This window comes from Chloroflexus sp., from assembly GCF_034431535.1.
Taxonomy (GTDB): Bacteria; Chloroflexota; Chloroflexia; order Chloroflexales; family Chloroflexaceae; genus Chloroflexus.
Genome location: NZ_DAOUDC010000067.1, coordinates 1 through 20923, shown reverse-complemented (window position 1 = coordinate 20923; position 20923 = coordinate 1). Strand labels below are relative to the sequence as shown.

Genomic DNA, 20923 nt, shown 5'->3' with positions numbered 1-20923 from the left:
TAACACGGTGCGGCGTAACTGTCAACCAGCTTCGAGCAAGCGCAGCGTCTCGGCGACCGCATGTTGCAAGGCGCTCAACAACGGATCGAGCGGCATTTGGCTTGCGGCGGCTTGCTCAAGCGCCTGCGCCACCGCTGCCACCCGCACCGCGCCGACTTGGCGAGCGCCTCCCTTGAGGCGATGGGCAATCCGCCGGGTCTGTTCGGTATCAGCATAGGCGATCGAAGAGGCTAACTGTTCGAGTTGCTGTTGAAACTCGCGCCGGATCAGCTCGCGCGCCTTGATAGCCATTTCAACTTGATCCGAACCAAGTGCAGTCAAGAGTTCGCTAAAGACTTCCCAATCGATCACTTGATCACGAATGGCCGGACTTGCACCCGTGATAGGAATCATCGGTTGAGCACGCGGCTGCAAGGCTTGGCGCAAATCTTGCAACCGCACCGGCTTGTTGAGAAAACCATCCATCCCTGCAGCCAAACACCGCTCGCGCATCCCGGCGAAGGCATACGCGGTTAGTGCGATAATCAGCGGCTGCCGGATCTGATCACCAAGCGCGCGGATCTGGCGGGTCGCTTCTTCGCCATCCATCTCTGGCATTTGCAGATCCATCAGCACCAAGTCAAACGGATGGTGCTGAATTGCCTGCACCGCTTCACGGCCATTCGCGACAATCGTTACGTGATGACCCAAGACACGCAACAAATGCAGCACCACTTGCTGATTGATCGCATTATCTTCAGCCACCAAAACTCGTAACGAAGCGGAGAGTTCCGGCGCTGGGGCTGCCTCCGGCGCCGAGGCCGCCTCCGGCGCAGCAACCCCCTGCACCGGCAGCCGCAAGGTAAATGTCGATCCTTGGCCCGGCTGGCTGGCCACACTCAGCTCACCACCCATCAGGTGGACTAATTGGGCGCTAATGGCTAAGCCAAGACCGGCGCCGCCCCGCCGCGCGCGGTCACTGTCAAGTTGGGTAAACGGCTGGAAGAGGCGCGGCAATTGCTCAGCGTCGATGCCGATCCCGGTGTCACGTACAGCGATCGCCACCTGCGGACGATCGGTGTTGGGGGCAACCATATCAACCGAGACCAACACGCTTCCCCGATCGGTAAACTTGATTGCATTACTGACGAGGTTGATTAAGATCTGGCGCAAGCGCGTGCCATCAGTCATCACCAACGATGGCAATGCCGGATCAATCGCGGCGTTAAACGCTAATCCCTTCTGCTCGGCATCACGACGGAACAGGGTCATCACTGCGTCAACAATTGCCCGTACATCAACCGGTTCAGCGACAATCTCAAGCCGCCCCGCCTCTATTTTGGACAGATCAAGCACATTATTGACAATTGCGAGCAATGCCTCGCCGCCAACCCGGATCGTCTCGACCAACGAGCGCTGCGTTTCCAGCAAGGCACTGGTCAAGAGCAATTCGGCGCTGGCAATGACAGCATTAAGCGGAGTACGAATTTCATGGCTGATCGAGGCAAGGAAGGCGGAACGCGCTCGCTCAGCTTGTTCAGCCGCCTCTTTTGCGCGCAAGAGATCAACGGCAATTTGCCGTTCAACGGTAATGTTACGACCCACGATCAAGCCGCCGCTGATCTGTCCCGGTGTAATTTCAACCGGTAACAGGGACGTATCAAACACTTCACGGTTAAAGACATAGTCAATATGGTAGGGAACGCCAGCCAACACATCATAACACAACGGCAACAGCTCAGAGCGGTGCGGTTCGGGCAAGATATCCGGCAACAATTGCCCCTCAACCTGCGCAGCGTTGACGCCAAACCGGGCTAATTCCGCGCCGGCGAGCAAGGTAAGACGAAGATCAGTGTCGAACATTAATACAATCGTCCCCGGCAACAGATCGGCCAGCATACGGTAGCGCCGCTCGCTGGCGCGCAAGGCCAGCTCGGTCTCTTTACTGCGGGTGATGTCTTGGAAGGTGCCACGCAGCTTGACAATCCGCCCTGCTTCCCAAACCGGCCGGCCAATTGAGCGGATCCAGCGCAGATTGCCGCGCGCGGTACGGAATGGCATTTCTAGATCCCACGGCTCGCCAGTGGCAAGACACTGCTGAAACGCTTGATCGATCAGGTGATGAACCTCTGGCGGGTAGAACCATAATGCCGCTTCCGGCGAAGGTGGCTCGCCGACCGGTAACTCGTGGATGGCGAACATCTCTTCCGACCACACCATCTGCCGCGTCGTCAGATCGAATTCCCACCCACCCACACTCACCATCTTGCCAACCGCACGCAGCAACCGTTCTCGTTCGGCCAGCGCCTGTTCCACCATCACTTGCGCAGTAACATCGGTTTGCAAGCCGACAAACGCGACCACCTGCTCGGTCTCATCCCGCACCGGACTGATCGCGAGTTGATTCCAAAAGGGCTGGCCATCCTTGCGATAATTGAGCAAGCGGGTATGGATCGGGCGCGCGGTGGCGATTGCCTCACGAATGCGCGCCACCGCCATCCGATCAGTTTGTGGCCCTTGCAAAAAGCGACAATTGCGGCCAAGAATTTCGTCCGGCGCATAACCGGTGATGGCGCTGAACGCCCGGTTAGCAAAGATGATGGGATAATCGGGTTCAGTATCGGTGACAAGCATTCCGCTTGCCATCTCATTGACCGCAGCTAGCAAAAATCGGTTCTGCGCGCGCAACCGGGCTAGTTCCGCTTGTAAATCAGCCATCTGTTGACTGAGTTCGGTTGAGTGAGCGGATTCGTCAAAGTGAGATTGCGTCACCGATTGCTCCATGCTAAAGCTGTAGCGATATCCATTGGTGCTCATCGGTATGACAACGACGTGATCACCACCAACCCTGCATCGTCGTCGCAACCAGCAACAAAGTGCTGTTTGTGCGATCCCATACAGTTCTTGAAGACTCTCCGTACAGAGACCTTATTCCATCATACCATTCTTGGCCTTGCTTTTATAGTGCGCCGCCGCAGTTATGATGCTTGGATGCGTCTCAATATCGTAGCAAAGGTGCACAAATACCTCAATTGCCGCAGCGCCTGCATCGTCGTATCGTCGGATGCGCATCGGCATCATCCCAACCACAGTGCAAACGGTTGGATTATGAAGTAGTTGCGCCATAAACACAGCGAGGGCGACGCCAGCGCCGCCCTCATCACCGTCATTGCTCCGCGTAGAGCAGTACCTGTCAATGTACGAAACTACCCGACGTCTCTACCAGCCCACTTGCTGATACCCGTCAATCCGCCGCCACTTGATCGAAACCCGCTTCTGCCGACTCATAACGACCACGGGGCGACCATTCTTTTTCTTCTACGATCAGCTCGATCGTTTTGAGACGACGACCCTGTTCGGCGTCGTAGCGATACCGCACGCAGACGAGGCGATCGCCATACAGCGCCTGCAATTTTTTGGTTCCACGTTGGCCGGGTTTCAACTTCAGACGAGTGCGCATGAGTGGCTCCGATGGATGTCTGTAATGCCTGCTTTCTCGTACTATAGCTGATGGGCCATACGAAATTGTTACCAAAACGTTAATATGCACCAGAACTAGGGGCACGCTACTTGGCCAATCCAGCCAGATCAATATGGAGCGGCGGTTCGTTCTCGATCCGTTCAACTAGAACCGCCAAGGATCGCGACTGAATGTGATACATCTGATCGGTCACCCGGAGCGGATCGTGCAGATTGGGTTGGGCGGTATCGATCACGACGTGCCATTCGGCATCGTCAGGCCAATCGGGCAAGATAAACGGCACTGCTTCGTCACTGGCGTTAATCAGCACCAGCAACACATCGTCACGCATCGGTTCGCCGCGTTCGGTACGATCGTCAATCACCGCCCCATTGAGCAAGAGACCAATACAACGCAGATCAGGTTGCTGCCACAGCTCGGCGCTCACCTCTTGGCCGTCAGGACTGAGCCATTCAACGTCGTACTCGGCATTGCCGAGACTGCCGGCGAAGAAATGGCGCCGGCGCAAGACGGGATGGACGCGGCGGAAGGCAATCACGCGCCGGGTGAAGTCCAACAAAAGATTCGCTTCCGCATCAGCCTGCCAATTCACCCACGAAATCGGGTTATCTTGGCAGTAGGCGTTGTTGTTACCCTGCTGCGTGCGACCGCGTTCGTCACCCGCCAAGAGCATCGGCGTGCCTTGCGATAAGAACAGGGTGGCGATGAAATTCATCATCTGGCGCAACCGCAACGCGCGGATGTCAGGATCAGCGGTTGGCCCCTCTACGCCGCAATTCCACGAGTTATTATGTGTATCTCCGTCACGGTTCTCTTCACCGTTAGCCTCGTTGTGTTTCTCGTTGTAAGAAACGAGATCGCGCAGAGTGAAACCATCGTGAGCGGTGACAAAGTTGATCGAGTGATAGGGCCGGCGACCGTTGTGCTGGTAGAGATCCATCGACCCCATAAAGCGCGAAGCGAATTCAGCCGCTTGACCAGCATCGCCCTTCCAGAAGCGGCGAACGGTATCGCGGTAGCGGCCATTCCACTCGGCCCACGGCGACGGAAAGCGCCCTACCCAATAGCCATCGAAACCGACATCCCACGGTTCGGCGATCAGCTTGACGCGCGCGAGCACCGGGTCTTGCCGCACCATGGCAAAGAAAGGACTTGGCTGATCCGAGCCAGCAGGGCCACGGGCTAGCGTGCGCGCTAGATCAAACCGGAACCCATCGACATGCATCTCGGTCACCCAGTAACGCAGCGAATCGAGCACCATCTGCAAGGCGCGCTGGTTATTCATATCGAGACTGTTGCCGGTGCCGGTATCGTCAATGTAGTAACGCCGCTGATCGGGCACTAACCGGTAATACGACGCATTATCAATCCCGCGGAAGCTCAGGGTGGGGCCGAGATGGTTGCCCTCGCCGGTATGGTTATAGACGACATCGATAATCACTTCGATCCCGGCGGCGTGCAACGCTTTGACCATGTGCTTAAACTCATTCACTTGCGCCTGTGGAGAGGTCTGGCTGGCATAGCGCGGTTCCGGGCTCAAGTAGTTGATTGGCTGGTATCCCCAATAGTTGGTCAGGCCGCGATCGGCCAGAAACTGATCGGTAATGAAAGCCTGCACCGGCAAGAGTTCGACTGCCGTGACCCCTAACGCTTTGAGATACGCGATGATCGAAGGCGAGGCAAGGCCGGCATAGGTACCGCGCAAGGCTTCCGGCACCTCTGGATGCAATTTGGTAAACCCCTTGACGTGCAGCTCGTAGATCACCGAATCGGCCAACGGAATGTCAGGTGACCGATCATCTCCCCAATCAAAATGCGGATCGATCACAACTGAGCGGGGCACATACGGCGCGCTATCGCGCTTGCCAATCGTCAGATCGCCGTAGGGGCTGTCAACGCGATAGCCGTAGTTGGCCTTATCCCAGCGCAACTCGCCATACAGGGCGCGCGCATACGGGTCAATCAGTAATTTATATGGATTGAACCGATGACCCTGTTGCGGCGTGTAGGGGCCATAGACTCGATAGCCATAAAGCTGGCCGGGGCGCAAACCGGGAATATAGCCATGCCAGACATCATCGGTGCGTTCGGGCAGAATCACGCGCACCGCCTCGCGCGGCGCGGTTGGGCTATCGAAGAGACATAACTCAACCCGAGTGGCATGGGCCGAAAAGAGGGCGAAATTCACCCCCTCACCGTCCCACGTTGCACCGAGCGGATACGGACGGCCCGGCCAGACATCGGTGATATGCATGATCACAACCTCCGTAAAACAAGCAGGCAACGAGCAAGCCGGCCACCAACAGCCTCCTGCACGCTGCCTTGCGAAAGAACTGCGCGAGTGTGATTAGTCGTTCTCTTTCCGTTCCCGTGAACGGAAGACAATAACGATCGGCGTCCCTTGAAAACCATACCGTTCACGCAGCCGGTTTTCGAGGTAACGGGCATACGACCAATGCACCAACTCGCCGTCGTTAGCGAAAAAGAGAAAGACCGGCGGCTCAGTTTGCGGCTGTACTGCATAGTACAAACGCAAATGAGCGCCCTTCTTGACTGCCATCGGTGGTTGTTGCAACACCGCTTCCCGCAAAAAGGCATTCAACTCGCTGGTCGGCACCCGCTTCTGGCGTTGCGCATATACTTCACGGGCATAGTCAAGCAGATGGCTAACGCGCTGGCCGGTTAGCGCCGACACGAAGACGATTGGTGCGTAATCGACGAACTTAAAGACTTCGCGTACCCGCTCTTCAAATTCGTAGTACGTGTGCGAGTCTTTGACGACCGCATCCCATTTGTTAACCACAAGGATGATGCCTTTTTTCGCTTCGATCACCATCCCGGCAATATGGGTATCTTGGGCAGTGACACCTTCAGTAGCATCGATCAGCAGCAGCGCCACGTCGCACCGTTCAATCGCGCGCAGCGTGCGCAAGACGCTATATTTCTCGATTCCGCGTTCGATCTTGCCGGCACGGCGAATGCCAGCGGTGTCAATCAGCGTGATCGGCTCGCCGTGATAGGTGATCGTGGTGTCAATTGGGTCGCGGGTGGTGCCGGGTATGGGACTGATCACGCTGCGCTCTTGGCCAAGCAACCGGTTGAGCAGCGAGGACTTGCCGACATTGGGCCGGCCCACAATCGCTACCCGCAGATGGCGCTCTTCCTCTTGCTCAAACGTCTTCGGCGGGAAATGCTCGGTCAGCCGGTCGAGCACATCGCCGGTGCCTAGGCCGTGAAATGCGCTCATTGGGATCGGATCGCCGAGATTGAGCGCATAAAACTCAACCGCATCGAGCATACGCTCTTGGCTATCGCACTTATTTACGGCCAACACCACCGGTTTGGCGGTGGTGCGCAAAATAGCGGCAACCTCAGCATCAGCCGCGGTCAGACCATCACGGCCATCAACCATAAAAATGATGGCGTCGGCCTCGGCGATCGCGTGTTCGGCTTGAGCGCGCGTGCGGCGATTGATCTCTGCCTCAGGCAGCGTTGGATCGTCATCGCCAAACAGAATGCCGGCGGTATCGACCACCGTAAACTCACGCCCGTTCCAAAAGGTATCGCCGTACAAGCGGTCACGGGTCGTACCGGGAATATCTTCAATAATCGCGCGTCGCTCACCGATCAAGCGGTTGAAGAAGGTTGATTTGCCAACATTTGGGCGGCCCACGATGGCCACAATCGGTTTTGTCATAACTCCTCCCGGACGCTGACAAAGATGCGTCCTCTGGGTTCTATTATAGTAGGTATTGGGCGCAGGCTGGCAGCAGGTTGCGGTTGAGCAGAGCGGTTATGTTTTTTCACCGCAGAGGATGATCATCATTTTTCACCCCTTTGCGCTCTTTGCGTTGATTATCTGCTGCGGCTTGGCCGCATGTGTGCCGTGGCATTGTGGCAGAGACGTCCGCCCGTCTCTACTGCGCCCCCTTCCTGCCTCCCCGGAGTGGGAGGGCTGGGTGGGGGCCTATCGACTGCTGCGGTCACTGAGGATGATCATCATTCCTGAACACTTTGCGCGCGTTGCGCTCTTCGCGCCTCTGCGTTGATCATCCTCTGCGCCGACTAGTGTCTGTGTGATACGGTCTCGGTGAAGCAACGAAGATTTGCGCCGCTTCAGATACACTTAGCCATGACAGCAGAGATGTGGCGTAGAGGCTATCGCGCTGTGTGGAGAGGACATCTCATGATTGACGCACTCCTCGGCATTCTGCTCTTCCAACTGATCGGCGAAGTGTTAAGCCGCGGCCTCAATCTGCCGGTGCCCGGGCCGGTGGTCGGCATGCTGCTGCTCTTTGCCGTCTTGCGCTGGCGCGGCGGGCCGCCCGAAGCGCTCAGCAACACGGCTCACGGCATTTTATCTCACCTACCGTTGCTGTTTGTGCCGGCAGGCGTGGGGGTGATGGTTCACCTGCCCTTGCTGGCCCGCGAAGGGGCGCCTTTGTTGGCGGCGATTGTGGGTTCGACCTCAATAACGTTACTGATAACCGGTCTCACCGTCCACTGGCTGCGCCGGAGAAAGTGATGGCACACGATGGATGATCGCATCTTCTCGATCTGGGTCTACCTTGCCCAAACGCCGTTGCTCTGGTTAACGGCGACCATCGCCGTCTATCGGGCAATGACACTGATCAGCCGCCGGTTTGGTTCGCCGCCGCTGCTCAATCCGGTGCTGCTCTCGATTATCGCGCTGGTCAGTATTTTGCTGCTGACCGGCACCCCGTACGCGACCTATTTTGACGGCGCGCAGTTCGTGCATTTTCTGTTGGGGCCGGCGACGGTGGCGCTGGCCATTCCACTGTATGAGTCAGAGCGCACGTTGCGCCGGATCTTCTGGCCGGCGCTGGCCGGCCTCGTCGTTGGTTCGGCGATCGGCATCACTGCGGCGGTGCTCGCCGGGAGACTGGTGGGGCTTTCCGAGCAAACATTACGCTCGCTGGCGCCGAAATCGATCACCACGCCGATCGCGATGGGCATTGCCGAACAATTAGGCGGCCTGCCGTCGCTGACAGCAGTGATCGTGATTGTTACCGGCATGATGGGGGCGCTGTTTGGCTGGGAGTTACTCGGCCTCGTTGGCGTGCGCGACGACAGCGAGCGCGGCTTTGCGCTAGGATTAGCCTCACACGGCCTTGGCACCGCGCGCTCGTTGCAATTCAGCAGCGAGGCCGGCGCGCTGGCCGGTCTAGCGATGGGATTAAACGGCGCAATGACCTCGCTGCTCGCGCCGTTGCTGGCGCGATGGCTGGGTTTATAAGGGTGAGACGGACGAACGGCAGCACGCACCCTGATGCGGCGGATTGGCGGCGGGTTTGAAACCCGCCGTTATAGGCGTTCCATCGTACCGTCAGGCAACCAACGGATGCGCACACCGTTAATCTCTGTCCAACCCTCTAAATCTTCTTCCTCTTCCTCCTGCGGGACGAGCACCGGGCCGCGATCCTGCGACCAGAGGATCAGTTCGTCAATTGTATACCAGCCGGCGCGGTAATGTACCTGATCGGCCGGGTTCAGCCAAAAGCGAATCTGGCCATCCATCCATTGCCAACGCTCAAGCGAGCGCCATTCCTTGCCCTGATCGCTCAGGACGACCTTGACCTCCTCCAACATGCGCAACAGTTCGGGCAGCGAACGCGGCGTACCGTAGCGCAGTTGCAGCAGGCGCTGGTTAATCGCGTCCCGCAGTCGTTCGAGCTCAGGTATGCTCAAACGGTCTAGATCGAAGTCAGTCACTGCGGCTTCCTTTCCCGAGTGTCGATCCGGTATGTGCCCCTTGGCACGGGACCGGCCCGCTTCGACACCCCTAAACAGAGTCCATGGGTTTGGTAGCGCGCACTGCGGTGTGCGTTGATCGCCTGCCTGCCCCCCACATGTATGATACCCCAATTTTGTTACAAGATCCTTTCCATGCGGGGGGTAGCGCAGCGATTTTTGTTCCTGCAATAATAACGCAAATCGGCGCGGCAGAGTTGCAGGTTTCGCCGCTACGAGCTTACATTTCAGTCATTTTTCAGGTTGGGTAGCGAGTTCGAGCGCGCTGAGCAAGAGCATTGCTTCAGCCGCACTGTTGCCGCACATCTCAGGATGTGGTCGCAACCGGACGCATACCGCCGGACGTTCCGGCTTGCCGTACAGTGCGCAGCGATTGTCAGCCGTTAACTGCACACAGCGCACTCCCGCCGGTTTGCCATGCGGCATGCCCGGTATCGGTGACGAGATCGAAGGAGCGATGCAACAGGCGCCGCACCCAACCCGACATTCCATCGCATGCTCCCCTCAGCCAGAGCGTATCGTTCATCAGGCCCAGAATGTCACCCCTCCGCGACCCGCTCGATCCGTAACCCATTGATCTCACGCCCGCGCGCCGCCCAACGCCGGTGATAGTGCGATTCAAAGACGGCCAACTCGCTGGGCGAGGCTGGTCGCGCGCGCAACGCCGGGAAGTTGGGCAGCAGCTCTTGCATCAGTGCAAACAGGTCTGGATGATCGGTGAGAAAGCTGAGATAACCGCCGGGTGCGAGCGTGCGGGCAGCGCAGGCCAGCATCTGCGGCGAGACGAGCAACTGGTTTCGTTGCCGGTTGCGCAGCAGCGGCGGCGGGAAATGGAGAATGATCGTTGCCAGCGCCGCATCAGGAATGCGCTGGTAGAGCAGCCGCGCATCGGCGTGAAGAAAGAGAATATTGGCGAGATTCAGCATCGTGGCCCGTTCCACCGCCCGGTAGAGCGGTTTGGCCACAATATCGACGCCAACGAAACACGCTTCCGGCTGCGCTGCCGCCAGCGCGCACAGATACTCACCGGTAGCGCACCCGAACTCAAGCGTCAACGGCGCATTGCGTCCGAAGAGACCTTCAGCGCTCAGCGGTGGAAAGCGTTCCGGCGTATGATACAGCGCGTGCGCTGGCCACGAACGATAATACCGCTCCGCCAACTCTGGCGGCGGCGCAGTGACTTTTAACCGAGCAGGATAACGACCGCGACCCATAGGTGATTGGCAGATAGCAAGCTGCGCCGGCGTATATGAAGTATACGCTTCCAATGCGCAGTTTACCTTCACATCATAACTGATCTTGTAAGCGCAACAGAGCGAGCGCCATAACCGTCGCCCATGCCAACACTTTAAACTCACCGGCAGCCAATGCCTGCCGCACTTCATCCACCGTTAACAAGACCAATTCCTGCGCTTCGAGATCATCGCTCTCGCCCTTGCCGACAAACGTCGCTCCCCGGGCAAGGTAGAGATGGGCCACACCAGCGCCGCGGTTGCCATCAACGGCATAACGGCCAAGATATTCCCACTCAGATGCAGCATAGCCACTCTCTTCGCGCAATTCGCGCTGCGCCGCCAGCAATGGATCCTCACCCGGTTCGAGATAGCCTCCCACCGGCGCCAGCGACAATCCCTCAACGGCATACTTCTCTTGCCGGAAGAGCACAAAGCGATGGTCAGCAGTAATAGCCGCGACATTCACATATTCCGGCGTGATCACCCATTGCCAATTCGGGATTTCACGCCCATCGGGCAGCACCACATGATGCCGCTCAACGGAGAGAAACGGCGGATGATGAAGCAAGACTTCTCGTTCGCGCACATGCCACGCCGGCATAAGGCTATCCATCTCTTTCATGTAGACGCGGTATCAACAACTGGGTGACCGTCCCACCAGCCGGATCGGCCATAATCCGCAGATGGCCGTGGTGAATGCGCGCCGTCTGGCGGGCAATGGCTAGCTCGATCGTATGGGCGCGCTGCGTTTGCGCCGAGACGGTTTGCAGATCGGTGTTGGGCGGCAGACCGGGATCGGCGATTTCGATCCAAACGAAGCGTTCATCGGCGCCGCTGGTAACGCGAACCACCCCGCCATGCGGCACTGCCTGCGCGGCGGCAGCGATCAGATTGACCAACGCCGTATGCAGCAAGCTTGCTTCGCCAGCAGCCAGTGGCTGCTCAGCGATCTCAGCAATAAGCGCGATATTGTCACGTCGCATTATGTCACGTTCGGCAACAGCGACTGCCGCGCGCGCAATCGCGGCCAAATCCACCGGCTGGGCCGGCAATTGCTCAAGTTGCGCGAAGCGTTGCAACCGCCGCGCACTGGCCGCGCCAATCTCGGCCGCGCTCTCGATCATCTGCAAATCGGCAACTTGATCGTCGGCCACATCAAGTTCGAGCAATTGCGCGCGTCCTAAAATGACCGTCAAGAGATTATTGATATCGTGGGCAATGCCTGCCGCCGCTAAACCGAGTACCCGTGCTTGCTGGATGGCCGGATGGGCGACAGCTAACGCCAACTCGATAAATGCGGACTCATCGGGCCAGAGCGGGCGTGAGCGGCCAGTGATATTCAGCACGTCTCTGGTCAACGCCTGCGCATCAGTCGCTGGTTGGAAGTCAAGACCAAGACACGCCCTGAACACCTCAGCCAGCAACGCGCTGCGCTCTTCACCGGCAGCGTAGCGAGCCTTGATCTGCAAGAGCATGGATTGCCAAATCACCTGCCGCGCTGCGCACCGCCGGGCATAGATGGCATCAACCCATGGCGCTAGTTGATCGAGCAACGCCGGCGCGACCGGTGTCGCATCCGGCACAATGAGACCGCCGTACACGCTGCCGCGCGCAATCAGCGGTTCCCAGCACCCGTCCATCCCCACCCATTCGCCTAACACTGGCATCTCTGCCAGCACCGTCCGGCTCGCCGGCAAAGGCCAGATCGGCGCAGGCCGCGCCGCCCCGCCTGCGACCGGCCATGACACCGGCCCGATAATCAACCATGTGAGTGGGGGCAAGCATTGGGCAAGCACGCCACACAAACCCCGTTCAGTCACCGTCAGCGGCGAGAACTTGCTCAAGGCGATATACGGATCGGTGACTGAACGGTGAGCATCGTGCATCATATAGGCAGCTTGATCAGCCTCATCATTCGCTGCGGCTGAGCGCCATGCTGCGCAGGCTGCGCAACCGCTGCACAACAAAGACCACTGCGGCAATCGCCAACACGACCAGCACCAGTTTCTGGTACTGGTCAACAATCTCGATCACGAATTCCCAGTTGGTGCCCAAGATCACACCACCAATGGTAAGCAGCGACGTCCAGATGGTCGAACCGATCGTGGTAAAGAGCAAAAACCGGCCAAGCGGCATGCGATTCATCCCCGCCGGCAGCGAGATCAGGCTGCGAATGATCGGGATCACGCGCCCGCCGAGCACGATGACGTCGCCGTGAGCGGTGAAGGCATTCAGCGCCTTGTCGAGATCCTGCTCAGACAGCAGGAAGAACCGGCCATAATTGCGGAAGAAGGGCCGCACGAGCGGCTCGCCGGCCAGCATCCCGATATAGTAGAGCACAATTGCGCCTAAGACTGAACCGAGCGTACCGGCGCCAATCGCTAAGAAGAGATTCATCTCGCCGCGCCCGACCAAGAAGCCGGCGAAGGGCATAACTAGTTCAGAGGGAATCGGGGGGAAGAGGTTTTCGGCCAGCATCACCAGCGTAATACCGGGATAGCCAATGGCCATAATAATGCTTTCAATCCAAAGCCCAAGCTGTTCGAGGATGCGACCCATGCAGACGTTCTCCGTATGGCTGTGTGCTATTGCGCCAAGCTGCGCTTCAGGCATGGTAGAGGATAGCTGGGCCGGCGTCAAGTAGGAAACGAGGCAAAGACGCAAAGGAGCAAAGAGCGCAAAGGGGGTGCAGAGGACACATACGCATCAACCTCTGCGTCCTCTGCGCCCCCTGCGGGATTGCGCCCCCACCCCAGCCATCCCCCTCCGGGGGCGGGAGTCATACCCCGCCCTTCAGTGGGGAGAAAGGGAGGGAGGGGACATGTTACAATAGGTGCAACATGAGTCGCTCCGTCCGCTGCACCCTCAGTGGTCATCTCTTCTCAATCAAGGAATGAGCACAGGCGAACCAGCCGGACGTTGTGCCATTGCACCACCAAGCCATGCATTGTCCCGTGAGGCCGCTATGGATACCACCCGCCGTACTCCTCGCTTCTGCCCGCAATGTGGTGCGCTGCTGCCGCCGGGTGATCCGCGTTTTTGCATCGAATGCGGACATGCGCTCAGCGCAACGCCGGCGATACCACCGCCGCCATCAAGCGCGGGACGCATGACGGTGCGCTTGCCCAATGCGCGCGTCGAGCAGAGCGTGATCGGCGGCACGGTCAAGCTGCCCTCTTCCGGCGCGATTCCGCCGGGGATGTGGGTGCTCGATGAGCCGCCGTCAGCGCAGGTGGTGGTTGCGATCTATGCGCCATTACGCGCTGTCGTCGGGGGTTGGAGCGGCTTGAGTGGCCAAGGTTGGCGACGAACCGAACGGCAGGCACGGGCGGGGTTGCGGATGGCGTTTACCTTTGTAGCCGAACGGGTCTGGTTCCCAGCGCCGGGTTGCGGCGGCGGGTTGCAATTGCATGTGACTATCGCCGCTACCGCCGAAGCGGAAGAAGGCCGCGAACGGCTCGGCTTCCGCTATCGCGAAGGGAGCAATCCGCCGATGAAGATCACGCATACCGAGTGGCGCGCCAGCGATGGCAAGACGGTGGTCGAGCACCCGATTCCGGCGATCCAGATTATGGCGCCACCCCGCATTCTGCGCGTCTCTGATCTGCGCGAGACGATCCGGCGGGTGAGCCGGGGTGAAGCCGACCGCTGGGTTGACGGTAGCGCCGTGCGCGGCACCTACCAACTGATGGGTGGCGACGTGCAGCAGCGCACTCCCGCCGGACGCGGTTTGCTGTTGGTTGAGGTCGCTGAGCCTGAACGGCGGAATTGGTTGCAGCGCTTTTTTGTGTTGACACCCGGCCACTACCGCGCGCGGATCGAGCGCCCGTTTACGGCCAATCTGGGCCAGTGGAAGCAACAGGTGAAGGAGATTCAGCGCGAAGCAGCGAGCCTTGGTCTCGATATCGAGACGGATGCCGCCGTGGAGTGGTGGCTTGACCGCTACGGCTACGATGGTGTGATCTTTACCGGCGCGCGGCAGAAGTATCAGTGCGAACAAGTGATTGTCGCTTTCCGGCGCGGGCAGTTGGTGCAGGTGTAACGCCTCTCACACCATCGCTTCCACCACTGCCAGCAATCGTTCAAGCCACTGCGTCCCCGCCAACCGCCGGTCGAGCCGGATCGATTGCTGGCCAAAGGCCAGCGCCTTATCGCGCGGGAAACGCCGGCGCAGCCGTTCGCGCAACGTCGGCGAGAGCAGTGTGGCCAGCCGGATCAGAAAGATGTCGCCTTCGGTCGTGATCGAGACCACCCCCGCTTGCAGCGCCAACAACCGGATCTGCAACCAGAAGATCAGGTGCTGCACCGGTTCGGGCAACGGCCCGCCAAAGCGGTCGATCAGCTCTTGGCGCAAGCCGCGCACCTCCTCGATGGTGGCAGCATCGATCATCCGCTGGTACACCGCCAGCCGCACGCGCTCGTCGGCGATGTAGGCAGGCGAGATGTAAGCGGTCAACGGGAGATCGATCGTCACCAGTGGCGCTACCAGCACCTTTTCCGAGACGGTGGGCGAGCGCAGACTCTCGGCCATCTCAGCCGCGGTGACAGTTGTGGTCTGATCGGCGGCGGCGGCGTCTACCTCGCGCTTGAGTTTGCGCACCGCCTGTTCCAGCAAGCGCGAGTAGAGGTCGAACCCGACGGCGGCAATGTGGCCCGACTGCTCGGCTCCCAGCAGATTACCCGCGCCGCGGATCTCAAGATCGCGCATCGCAATGCGAAAACCGGCCCCTAATTCAGTCGCTTCTTGGATCGCCTCCAGCCGTTGGCGCGCTTCAGCGGTCATAAACCGGGCCGGCTGGTAGAGCAAGTAGGCATAGGCCCGCGTCGCGCCGCGCCCCACTCTGCCGCGTAATTGGTAGAGCTGGGCCAGACCGTAGTTGGTCGCATCGTCGATGATGATGGTATTGGCGTTGGGCACATCGAGACCGCTCTCAATAATCGTCGTACAGACCAGCACGTCATAGCGTCCCTCGAAAAAGTCCATCATCACCCGTTCCAGCTCGCGTTCGGGCAACTGACCATGACCGACGGCGATCCGCGCTTCCGGCACGAGCCGGCGCAAGCGCTCGGCGACGTGGTAGATGCTCTGCACCCGGTTATGGACAAAGTAGACCTGCCCTTCGCGTTCGAGTTCACGCCGGATGACCTCTTGCACCAGATGATCGTCTGCCGGCACGACATAGGTCTTGATCGGGATGCGATCTTCGGGCGGGGTATCGATCACGCTCAGATCGCGAATCCCAGCCAATGCCATGTGCAGCGTGCGCGGGATCGGGGTCGCGGTCAGGGTCAGCACATCAACTTCAGCGCGCAGCAGTTTGAGCCGCTCTTTGTGGCGCACGCCAAAGCGCTGCTCTTCATCGACGATCACCAACCCTAGATCGCGGAACACCACGTCATTCGAGAGCAAGCGGTGGGTGCCAATGATAATGTCAATCTTGCCCCGCGCCAGATCGCGCACGATCGCATCTTGTTCTTTGGGCGAACGAAACCGCGAGAGCATCTCCACCGTCACCGGGAAGGCGGCCATGCGCTTGCGGAAGGTATCGAAATGCTGCTGGGCCAGCACCGTGGTCGGCACCAAGATCGCCACTTGCTTGCCATCTTGCACCGCCTTAAACGCCGCGCGCAACGCCACCTCAGTCTTGCCGAAGCCGACATCACCGCAGACCAGCCGATCCATCGGCGTCGGCTTTTCCATGTCGGTCTTGACCTCAACAATCGCACGTAGTTGGTCATCAGTTTCGAGATAGGGGAAACTGGCTTCCAACTCGCGCTGCCACTCATTATCGGGCGAGAAGGCGTAGCCGGGCTTGAGCTGGCGCTGGGCATAGAGGCGGAGCAATTCTTCAGCCAGTTCTTGCACGGCAGCGCGCACCTTGCGCTTTGTGCGCTCCCAGTCTTGAGTGCCGAGCCGAGTCAGAGTGGGATGGCCATCGCCGGCGCCGATGTAGCGGGTCACGCGGTCGATCTGGTCAACCGGCACATAAATCTTATCTTCGCCAGCGTAGCGCAACACCAGATACTCACGCTCGACCTCGCCGACGGTACGCCGGATCATGCCATCAAACACGGCAATTCCGTGCTCGATATGCACCACGTAATCGCCGGGCTTGAGCGAGCGCAAAAAGGCGTTGCGATCAGCCCGATTCGCCTTGCGTCGCCGTTCGCTCAGCGGACGGCGCTGGCGAATGCCAAAGATCTCGCTATCGGTGAGCAGGGTCAAGCGCAGATCGGGCAAGGTGAACCCGGCCTCAAGACCGCCGTGGATGGGAACAAACCGGCCCGTGAGCGTCTCTCCGGCCACCTGCTCGCCGACCAACTCTTGCAGGCGGGCGGCTTGAGCAGTCACCGCCACCACCAGCTCACCGGCGCGCACCTGCTCGACAATAGTCTCGATCAAACGGCGGAGCTGGCCGCCGTAGAGCGGCGGCACCCCGAACAGCGGCGGCGCCAGCGCCCCGGCATGCTCGTTATGACTCAGATCGGCGACGATCAGTATCGCGGTATCGGCTAGTCCCAATCCCTCCCAGCGCAGATAGGGGCGGGGAAAAGCGGACGGCAACTCTCCTAGCGCCACCAATTGATCGCGGTACTCAGCGGCTTGGGTGTCGATCTCGCTGGCGTGCTGGGCGAGCAGATGGGCTTCAGCCAACAGCACCACACTACCCGCCGGCAGATAATCGAGCAGGGGAGCAGGTTGATCAACGAAAAACGGGGCGTAGAACGCGCGGCCTTCAAACCGCTGGCCCTCGGCCAACTGGGCGCGGGCGGCGGCCCACTCCTCGCGCACCTCGCGGCGCAACCCGCTCAGATCGATCGCATCGATCCGGCGCAACGCTTCCGCAACCCGCCAAAGCGGAGTCTCGTGGGGCGGGCCGATCTCGGCCTGTTCCAACCGCTGCTCGCTGCGCTGGGTGGCCGGGTCAAACCGGCGCAAGCTATCAATCTCATCATCAAACCACTCAATGCGCAACGGTAACTCATCACCTGGCGGCCAAACATCGAGAATCGCGCCGCGCCGGCTCACCTCGCCGGGAGCTTCGACCATAGCCGCGCGCTGATAGCCATTGGCGAGCAGCGTCTGCACCGCCTGCTCAACCGGCAGCCGCATCTCGCGCCGCAGCCGGATCGTAGCCGTAGCTAGCTCAGCAGGCGGTAACGTTGGCTGCATCAGCGCCTTGACCGAGGTGACAATCACCCCGCTCACCGCACCGGCGTGTAAACTGCGCAACACCGCCAATCGGCGTCCGATCACCTCAGCACCGGGAGACATCTGCTCGTAGGGCAACGCATCAGCGGCGGGGAAGAGCCACACCTGATCGGGGGCCAACCACTGGCGCAGATCATCGGCGGCGCGCTGGGCGCTCTCGGCGCTGAGAGTCACGTAGAGCACCGGCACCGGCTGCCGGCGGGCCAACGCCGCCACCAACGCCGGACGGGCCGCCGCCGGCACGGGGGCCACCGTCTGGTAGCCGGGGCGCAAGGCAGCGGCCAGCGCCGCCAGCGCAGGCAGGTCAGCGATCGCCGCACCGAGCGCGCTGACGCTGGTCAGGGGGAGTTGGGCGTAGGTTGTTGGCAGTGTGGTCATGCAGTCATACAGCAGTTCTGGCGGTTGATCGTTTACCGCGGAGGTTTCGTTTTTACCGCAGAGGGCGCAGAGGTTTATACTTATGTATCCTTAGCAACCCTCTGCGACCTTCGCGCCTTTGCGAGTGTCATCCTCTGCGTCTTCACGATGGCCCCCTCCCGGCCTCCCCCCCCGCTGGGGGGAGGGGCCTGACTCCCTCCCCCGGAAGGGGAGGACTAGGGTGGGGGCACATTGACCGCAGCGGTGTAGTTTTTACCGCAGAGGGCGCAGAGGTTTATACTTATGTATCCTTGGCGACTCTCTGCGGCCTTCCCGCCTGAGACGGACAGCCGTCCGTCTCTACATGCCGCTTTGTGTTTTTGCATCGCGACAGAAACGGACAGTTGTCCATCGCTACATCACCATCCAATTTGGTTTAGTATAGTACCACGAGCAACAACCGCGATCACGTCCGGCGGGTCAGCAAGACACCGGTCACAATCAGCAAACCACCCACCCCCTGCACCCACGTCGGCTGCTCGCCGAGCAACGGCCACGCAATCAGCGTCGCCACCAACGGGATGGCGCAGCCGTAAATCGCGGTGCGAGCGCTGCCAGCGACGCGCACACTATTATTCCACAGCACATAGGCCAGCACCAACGCCAGCAACGTCGCATACAACAGGCCCAGCCACGCATTGGCGCTTACACTAGCCCACGGGACGCGACCCCAATCAGAAATGCTCACCAACACCATCCCCGGCACCCCCGTGACCATCGTCCACGCAGTAATAGCCAGCGGCGAGAGACCTTGACCGAGCGTGCGCACGCCGAGGGTATAGATCATCCAGCACAGCGCCGCGCCGAGCATCAACAGATCGCCCAACAACCCATTCCCGCCGAGGCTAAGGCCGCGTTCGGCAACCACCAACGCCACCCCGCCGATCGCCAACGCGATACCGGCAGCCATCATACCCCGCACGCGCTCGATACCGAGCAAGGCAGCCGCCAGCGCCACCCAGGCCGGCGTGGTTGCGATAATCAATGAACCATTCGCCGCCGTGGTCATGGTCAAGCTGTAGGTAAAAAGGGCCTGATAAACCGTATTGCCAACAAACCCGATCCAAAACAGCTTCCACCACGTCGCCCGGTCAGGGGGCAGCGCGCGCCGCCCTTCGCGCCAGAAGGTAACGGCCAGCAGCAACCCGCTGGCGCTAGCAAACCGCAGAGAGGCAAACGCCAGCGGCGGGATCTCGGTTAAGGCAGCTTTGACAATACTAAAATTCGCCCCCCAAATCAACACAACCAGCAGCATCGTCAGGTCGGTGCGGGTCAACCCGGCAAACACGACCGGCTGCTCGACGCGAGTAGTGGTGGTCACAGGCCCCTCGCCATGCGCTAGAACCGGCGGATTTCGCCGGCACATGATGTAGGCTACCATGAAGTATTGGTAAAGACCAGCGTCTACGGGCGGATATTTGGCTGATCAGGGAAGTTGGGGTATAGGGAGTGGTATAAAAGTTCCTTCAGACGAACCTACTCTTCTAGTTCGCGCACAACTTTATCGGTTAATTGAACCGCATGCTGCACGAGCGTATCAAGAGCAGCGACGTAATCGTTATAGTCACAATCATTACGCAATTTCCGCAACTGATTCAAGTGCGGAGCAACAGTAATGCCTTCCGTGCCTTTGGAAATGTTCGCGCAGACGGCGGTGATCATCGGCACTGCCAGCCGGTGCGAAACCTTCCTTTGCTTGGGCAACGCCACGCGCAAAACCAAACGCCCCATAGCTATGTGCAGCTATGAGCTGCGCGACGGGCAGCCTTGGCTGAATATGATACGTCGCAATCGCTGACCAACCCTCGAGCAAACGCAAGATATTCACGCCAGTCAAACGACAGCGTCATCGGGCGATCGGCAAAGTGCTTACGGACAGCTTGCAACGCCATATGGAGCACATTCACCAGAAACTGCAAGAGATAGGTCAAAATCTCATCATACTCCTGTAATTCAACCCCTATCGCTCGCAGCCAAGCGATGTGGCGGCTCGTATCAACTGTCAGTGCGCTCATTGGCCGAAGGGTATAATACGCCAACAAGCTGCCTACAAGCGGTGGTGAAATGATCGCCGTTGAACGGCTTGTAGCGAAAAGCAGCGTCATTACTTATCCTCATCAAACACAGATCGTAGTTGATCGGTAATACACCCTTCAAGAACTGTTTCAATTTCGTTATGCGCCGTTTCAACCCAATCGAGCGCTTCCGCTATCTTTGTCCCATTGGATTGAGCAAGGAAATAGTCAATATCAAGCAAAACCGTTGTAATAACTGGTGAACCCATTTCTGCCGACGTGAGGTGAACACGGCAACGATCACGGATCTCGTGCAGCACAAATTTGCTGACGACAGCAAATAAAGCCATCTTTTGGGGGAGCTGCGAACCTAAAAACAGACAAAACTGAAAACATTGAGACAATTCAACATCATTCCAAGCAAGATTAATTTGATTGATATGAGTTTCAATCCCCTTGCGGGGATTTTGGTGTTTTGAAGCCGGCCTCAATTTTTTTGGTGGCCCGTTGCCGTGATGGTAGGTTTCAATCCCCTCACGGGGATTTTGGTGTTTTGAAGGCGTGCTGCGTCGTGGAGATCGAGCGTTTCAAGCCTTCTTTGTTTCAATCCCCTCACGGGGATTTTGGTGTTTTGAAGAGGCTTCAGTCGGCGGTGAAGTGCTTTGGCTCGACCAAGACGTTTCAATCCCCTCACGGGGATTTTGGTGTTTTGAAGATAAGTACTTAGACGGGCAAGCAGCAACGGTCGCCGAGGTCGTTGTTTCAATCCCCTCACGGGGATTTTGGTGTTTTGAAGTGATACATTGGCACT

The 20923-nt window shown here is 59.1% G+C and carries 18 protein-coding genes and 1 CRISPR repeat array; of the genes, 3 read left to right on the top strand and 15 right to left on the bottom strand.

All coding sequences use genetic code 11. The features are described from left to right. Positions 1–21: 21 nt before the first annotated feature. The 4 genes from U9R61_RS16090 to der form a co-directional block, all read right to left on the bottom strand. Complete coding sequence (locus U9R61_RS16090) at positions 22–2751, bottom strand: ATP-binding protein (protein ID WP_322489826.1); 2730 nt, start codon at positions 2749–2751, stop codon at positions 22–24. Positions 2752–3223: 472 nt separating this feature from the next. Further along, positions 3224–3439 carry a hypothetical protein gene (locus tag U9R61_RS16085; RefSeq protein WP_322489825.1) on the bottom strand — a complete coding sequence of 72 codons (216 nt, stop codon included), beginning with the start codon at positions 3437–3439 and terminating at the stop codon, positions 3224–3226. 106 nt (positions 3440–3545) lie between these two features. Beyond that, positions 3546–5714, bottom strand: a complete 2169-nt coding sequence (gene glgX, locus U9R61_RS16080; RefSeq protein ID WP_322489824.1) for a glycogen debranching protein GlgX — start codon at positions 5712–5714, stop codon at positions 3546–3548. 93 nt (positions 5715–5807) lie between these two features. Continuing rightward, positions 5808–7157, bottom strand: a complete 1350-nt coding sequence (gene der, locus U9R61_RS16075) for a ribosome biogenesis GTPase Der (RefSeq protein WP_322489823.1) — start codon at positions 7155–7157, stop codon at positions 5808–5810. A 489-nt stretch (positions 7158–7646) separates the two neighbouring features. On the opposite strand from der, the gene U9R61_RS16070 reads away from it, so the two are divergent. Both U9R61_RS16070 and U9R61_RS16065 read left to right on the top strand, forming a co-directional pair. Continuing rightward, entirely contained in the window at positions 7647–7985 is a 339-nt protein-coding gene (locus U9R61_RS16070; protein WP_322489822.1) for a CidA/LrgA family protein, read from the top strand. Between the two features lie 9 nt (positions 7986–7994). After that, positions 7995–8717, top strand: a complete 723-nt coding sequence (locus U9R61_RS16065) for an LrgB family protein (RefSeq protein ID WP_322489821.1) — start codon at positions 7995–7997, stop codon at positions 8715–8717. A 68-nt stretch (positions 8718–8785) separates the two neighbouring features. Here the strand turns inward: U9R61_RS16065 and U9R61_RS16060 are convergent, their stop codons facing one another. From U9R61_RS16060 to U9R61_RS16035, 6 genes are all read right to left on the bottom strand, one after another. Continuing rightward, complete coding sequence (locus tag U9R61_RS16060; RefSeq protein WP_322489820.1) at positions 8786–9193, bottom strand: hypothetical protein; 408 nt, start codon at positions 9191–9193, stop codon at positions 8786–8788. 270 nt (positions 9194–9463) lie between these two features. Continuing rightward, positions 9464–9724: a YkgJ family cysteine cluster protein gene (locus tag U9R61_RS16055; RefSeq protein ID WP_322489819.1), complete on the bottom strand. Its 261-nt coding sequence runs from the start codon at positions 9722–9724 to the stop codon at positions 9464–9466. A 47-nt stretch (positions 9725–9771) separates the two neighbouring features. Continuing rightward, positions 9772–10446: a tRNA (guanine(46)-N(7))-methyltransferase TrmB gene (gene trmB, locus U9R61_RS16050; protein WP_322489834.1), complete on the bottom strand. Its 675-nt coding sequence runs from the start codon at positions 10444–10446 to the stop codon at positions 9772–9774. A 73-nt stretch (positions 10447–10519) separates the two neighbouring features. Beyond that, positions 10520–11068 (bottom strand): NUDIX hydrolase, encoded by a 549-nt coding sequence (locus U9R61_RS16045; RefSeq protein ID WP_322489818.1) that lies wholly within the window; start codon positions 11066–11068, stop codon positions 10520–10522. Between the two features lie 4 nt (positions 11069–11072). Further along, positions 11073–12356: a HAMP domain-containing sensor histidine kinase gene (locus U9R61_RS16040; protein WP_322489817.1), complete on the bottom strand. Its 1284-nt coding sequence runs from the start codon at positions 12354–12356 to the stop codon at positions 11073–11075. 22 nt (positions 12357–12378) lie between these two features. Beyond that, positions 12379–13026, bottom strand: coding sequence for a DedA family protein (locus tag U9R61_RS16035; RefSeq protein ID WP_322489816.1), 648 nt, complete (start codon positions 13024–13026; stop codon positions 12379–12381). Between the two features lie 406 nt (positions 13027–13432). On the opposite strand from U9R61_RS16035, the gene U9R61_RS16030 reads away from it, so the two are divergent. Beyond that, complete coding sequence (locus U9R61_RS16030) at positions 13433–14509, top strand: zinc ribbon domain-containing protein (protein ID WP_322489815.1); 1077 nt, start codon at positions 13433–13435, stop codon at positions 14507–14509. A 6-nt stretch (positions 14510–14515) separates the two neighbouring features. Here U9R61_RS16030 and mfd read toward each other — a convergent pair whose 3' ends face one another. The 5 genes from mfd to U9R61_RS16005 form a co-directional block, all read right to left on the bottom strand. Further along, on the bottom strand, positions 14516–18058 hold the full coding sequence (mfd, locus tag U9R61_RS16025; protein WP_322489814.1) for a transcription-repair coupling factor: 3543 nt from the start codon (positions 18056–18058) through the stop codon (positions 14516–14518). Between the two features lie 445 nt (positions 18059–18503). Next, positions 18504–19418, bottom strand: coding sequence for a DMT family transporter (locus U9R61_RS16020; RefSeq protein WP_322489813.1), 915 nt, complete (start codon positions 19416–19418; stop codon positions 18504–18506). Between the two features lie 155 nt (positions 19419–19573). Further along, positions 19574–19828: a hypothetical protein gene (locus U9R61_RS16015; RefSeq protein ID WP_322489812.1), complete on the bottom strand. Its 255-nt coding sequence runs from the start codon at positions 19826–19828 to the stop codon at positions 19574–19576. Between the two features lie 2 nt (positions 19829–19830). Then, positions 19831–20202, bottom strand: a complete 372-nt coding sequence (locus U9R61_RS16010; protein WP_322489811.1) for a hypothetical protein — start codon at positions 20200–20202, stop codon at positions 19831–19833. Next, positions 20202–20516, bottom strand: coding sequence for a hypothetical protein (locus tag U9R61_RS16005; RefSeq protein ID WP_322489810.1), 315 nt, complete (start codon positions 20514–20516; stop codon positions 20202–20204). Before U9R61_RS16005 ends, U9R61_RS16010 begins: the two co-directional genes overlap by 1 nt. 40 nt (positions 20517–20556) lie before the next feature. Next, a CRISPR array of direct repeats spans positions 20557–20908; the repeat unit is 37 nt; unit sequence GTTTCAATCCCCTCACGGGGATTTTGGTGTTTTGAAG. Between the last annotated feature and the right edge of the window lie 15 nt (positions 20909–20923).

Excerpts from the sequence above, each read along its gene's own strand:
- U9R61_RS16085 (WP_322489825.1), bottom strand. The coding sequence starts at position 3,439 with ATGCGCACTCGTCTGAAGTTGAAACCCGGCCAACGTGGAACCAAAAAA.
- glgX (WP_322489824.1), bottom strand. The coding sequence starts at position 5,714 with ATGCATATCACCGATGTCTGGCCGGGCCGTCCGTATCCGCTCGGTGCA.
- der (WP_322489823.1), bottom strand. The coding sequence starts at position 7,157 with ATGACAAAACCGATTGTGGCCATCGTGGGCCGCCCAAATGTTGGCAAA.
- U9R61_RS16070 (WP_322489822.1), top strand. The coding sequence starts at position 7,647 with ATGATTGACGCACTCCTCGGCATTCTGCTCTTCCAACTGATCGGCGAA.
- U9R61_RS16065 (WP_322489821.1), top strand. The coding sequence starts at position 7,995 with ATGGATGATCGCATCTTCTCGATCTGGGTCTACCTTGCCCAAACGCCG.
- U9R61_RS16055 (WP_322489819.1), bottom strand. The coding sequence starts at position 9,724 with ATGGAATGTCGGGTTGGGTGCGGCGCCTGTTGCATCGCTCCTTCGATC.
- trmB (WP_322489834.1), bottom strand. The coding sequence starts at position 10,446 with ATGGGTCGCGGTCGTTATCCTGCTCGGTTAAAAGTCACTGCGCCGCCG.
- U9R61_RS16045 (WP_322489818.1), bottom strand. The coding sequence starts at position 11,068 with ATGCCGGCGTGGCATGTGCGCGAACGAGAAGTCTTGCTTCATCATCCG.
- U9R61_RS16040 (WP_322489817.1), bottom strand. The coding sequence starts at position 12,356 with ATGATGCACGATGCTCACCGTTCAGTCACCGATCCGTATATCGCCTTG.
- U9R61_RS16035 (WP_322489816.1), bottom strand. The coding sequence starts at position 13,026 with ATGGGTCGCATCCTCGAACAGCTTGGGCTTTGGATTGAAAGCATTATT.
- U9R61_RS16030 (WP_322489815.1), top strand. The coding sequence starts at position 13,433 with ATGGATACCACCCGCCGTACTCCTCGCTTCTGCCCGCAATGTGGTGCG.
- mfd (WP_322489814.1), bottom strand. The coding sequence starts at position 18,058 with ATGACCACACTGCCAACAACCTACGCCCAACTCCCCCTGACCAGCGTC.
- U9R61_RS16015 (WP_322489812.1), bottom strand. The coding sequence starts at position 19,828 with ATGGGGCGTTTGGTTTTGCGCGTGGCGTTGCCCAAGCAAAGGAAGGTT.
- U9R61_RS16010 (WP_322489811.1), bottom strand. The coding sequence starts at position 20,202 with ATGACGCTGCTTTTCGCTACAAGCCGTTCAACGGCGATCATTTCACCA.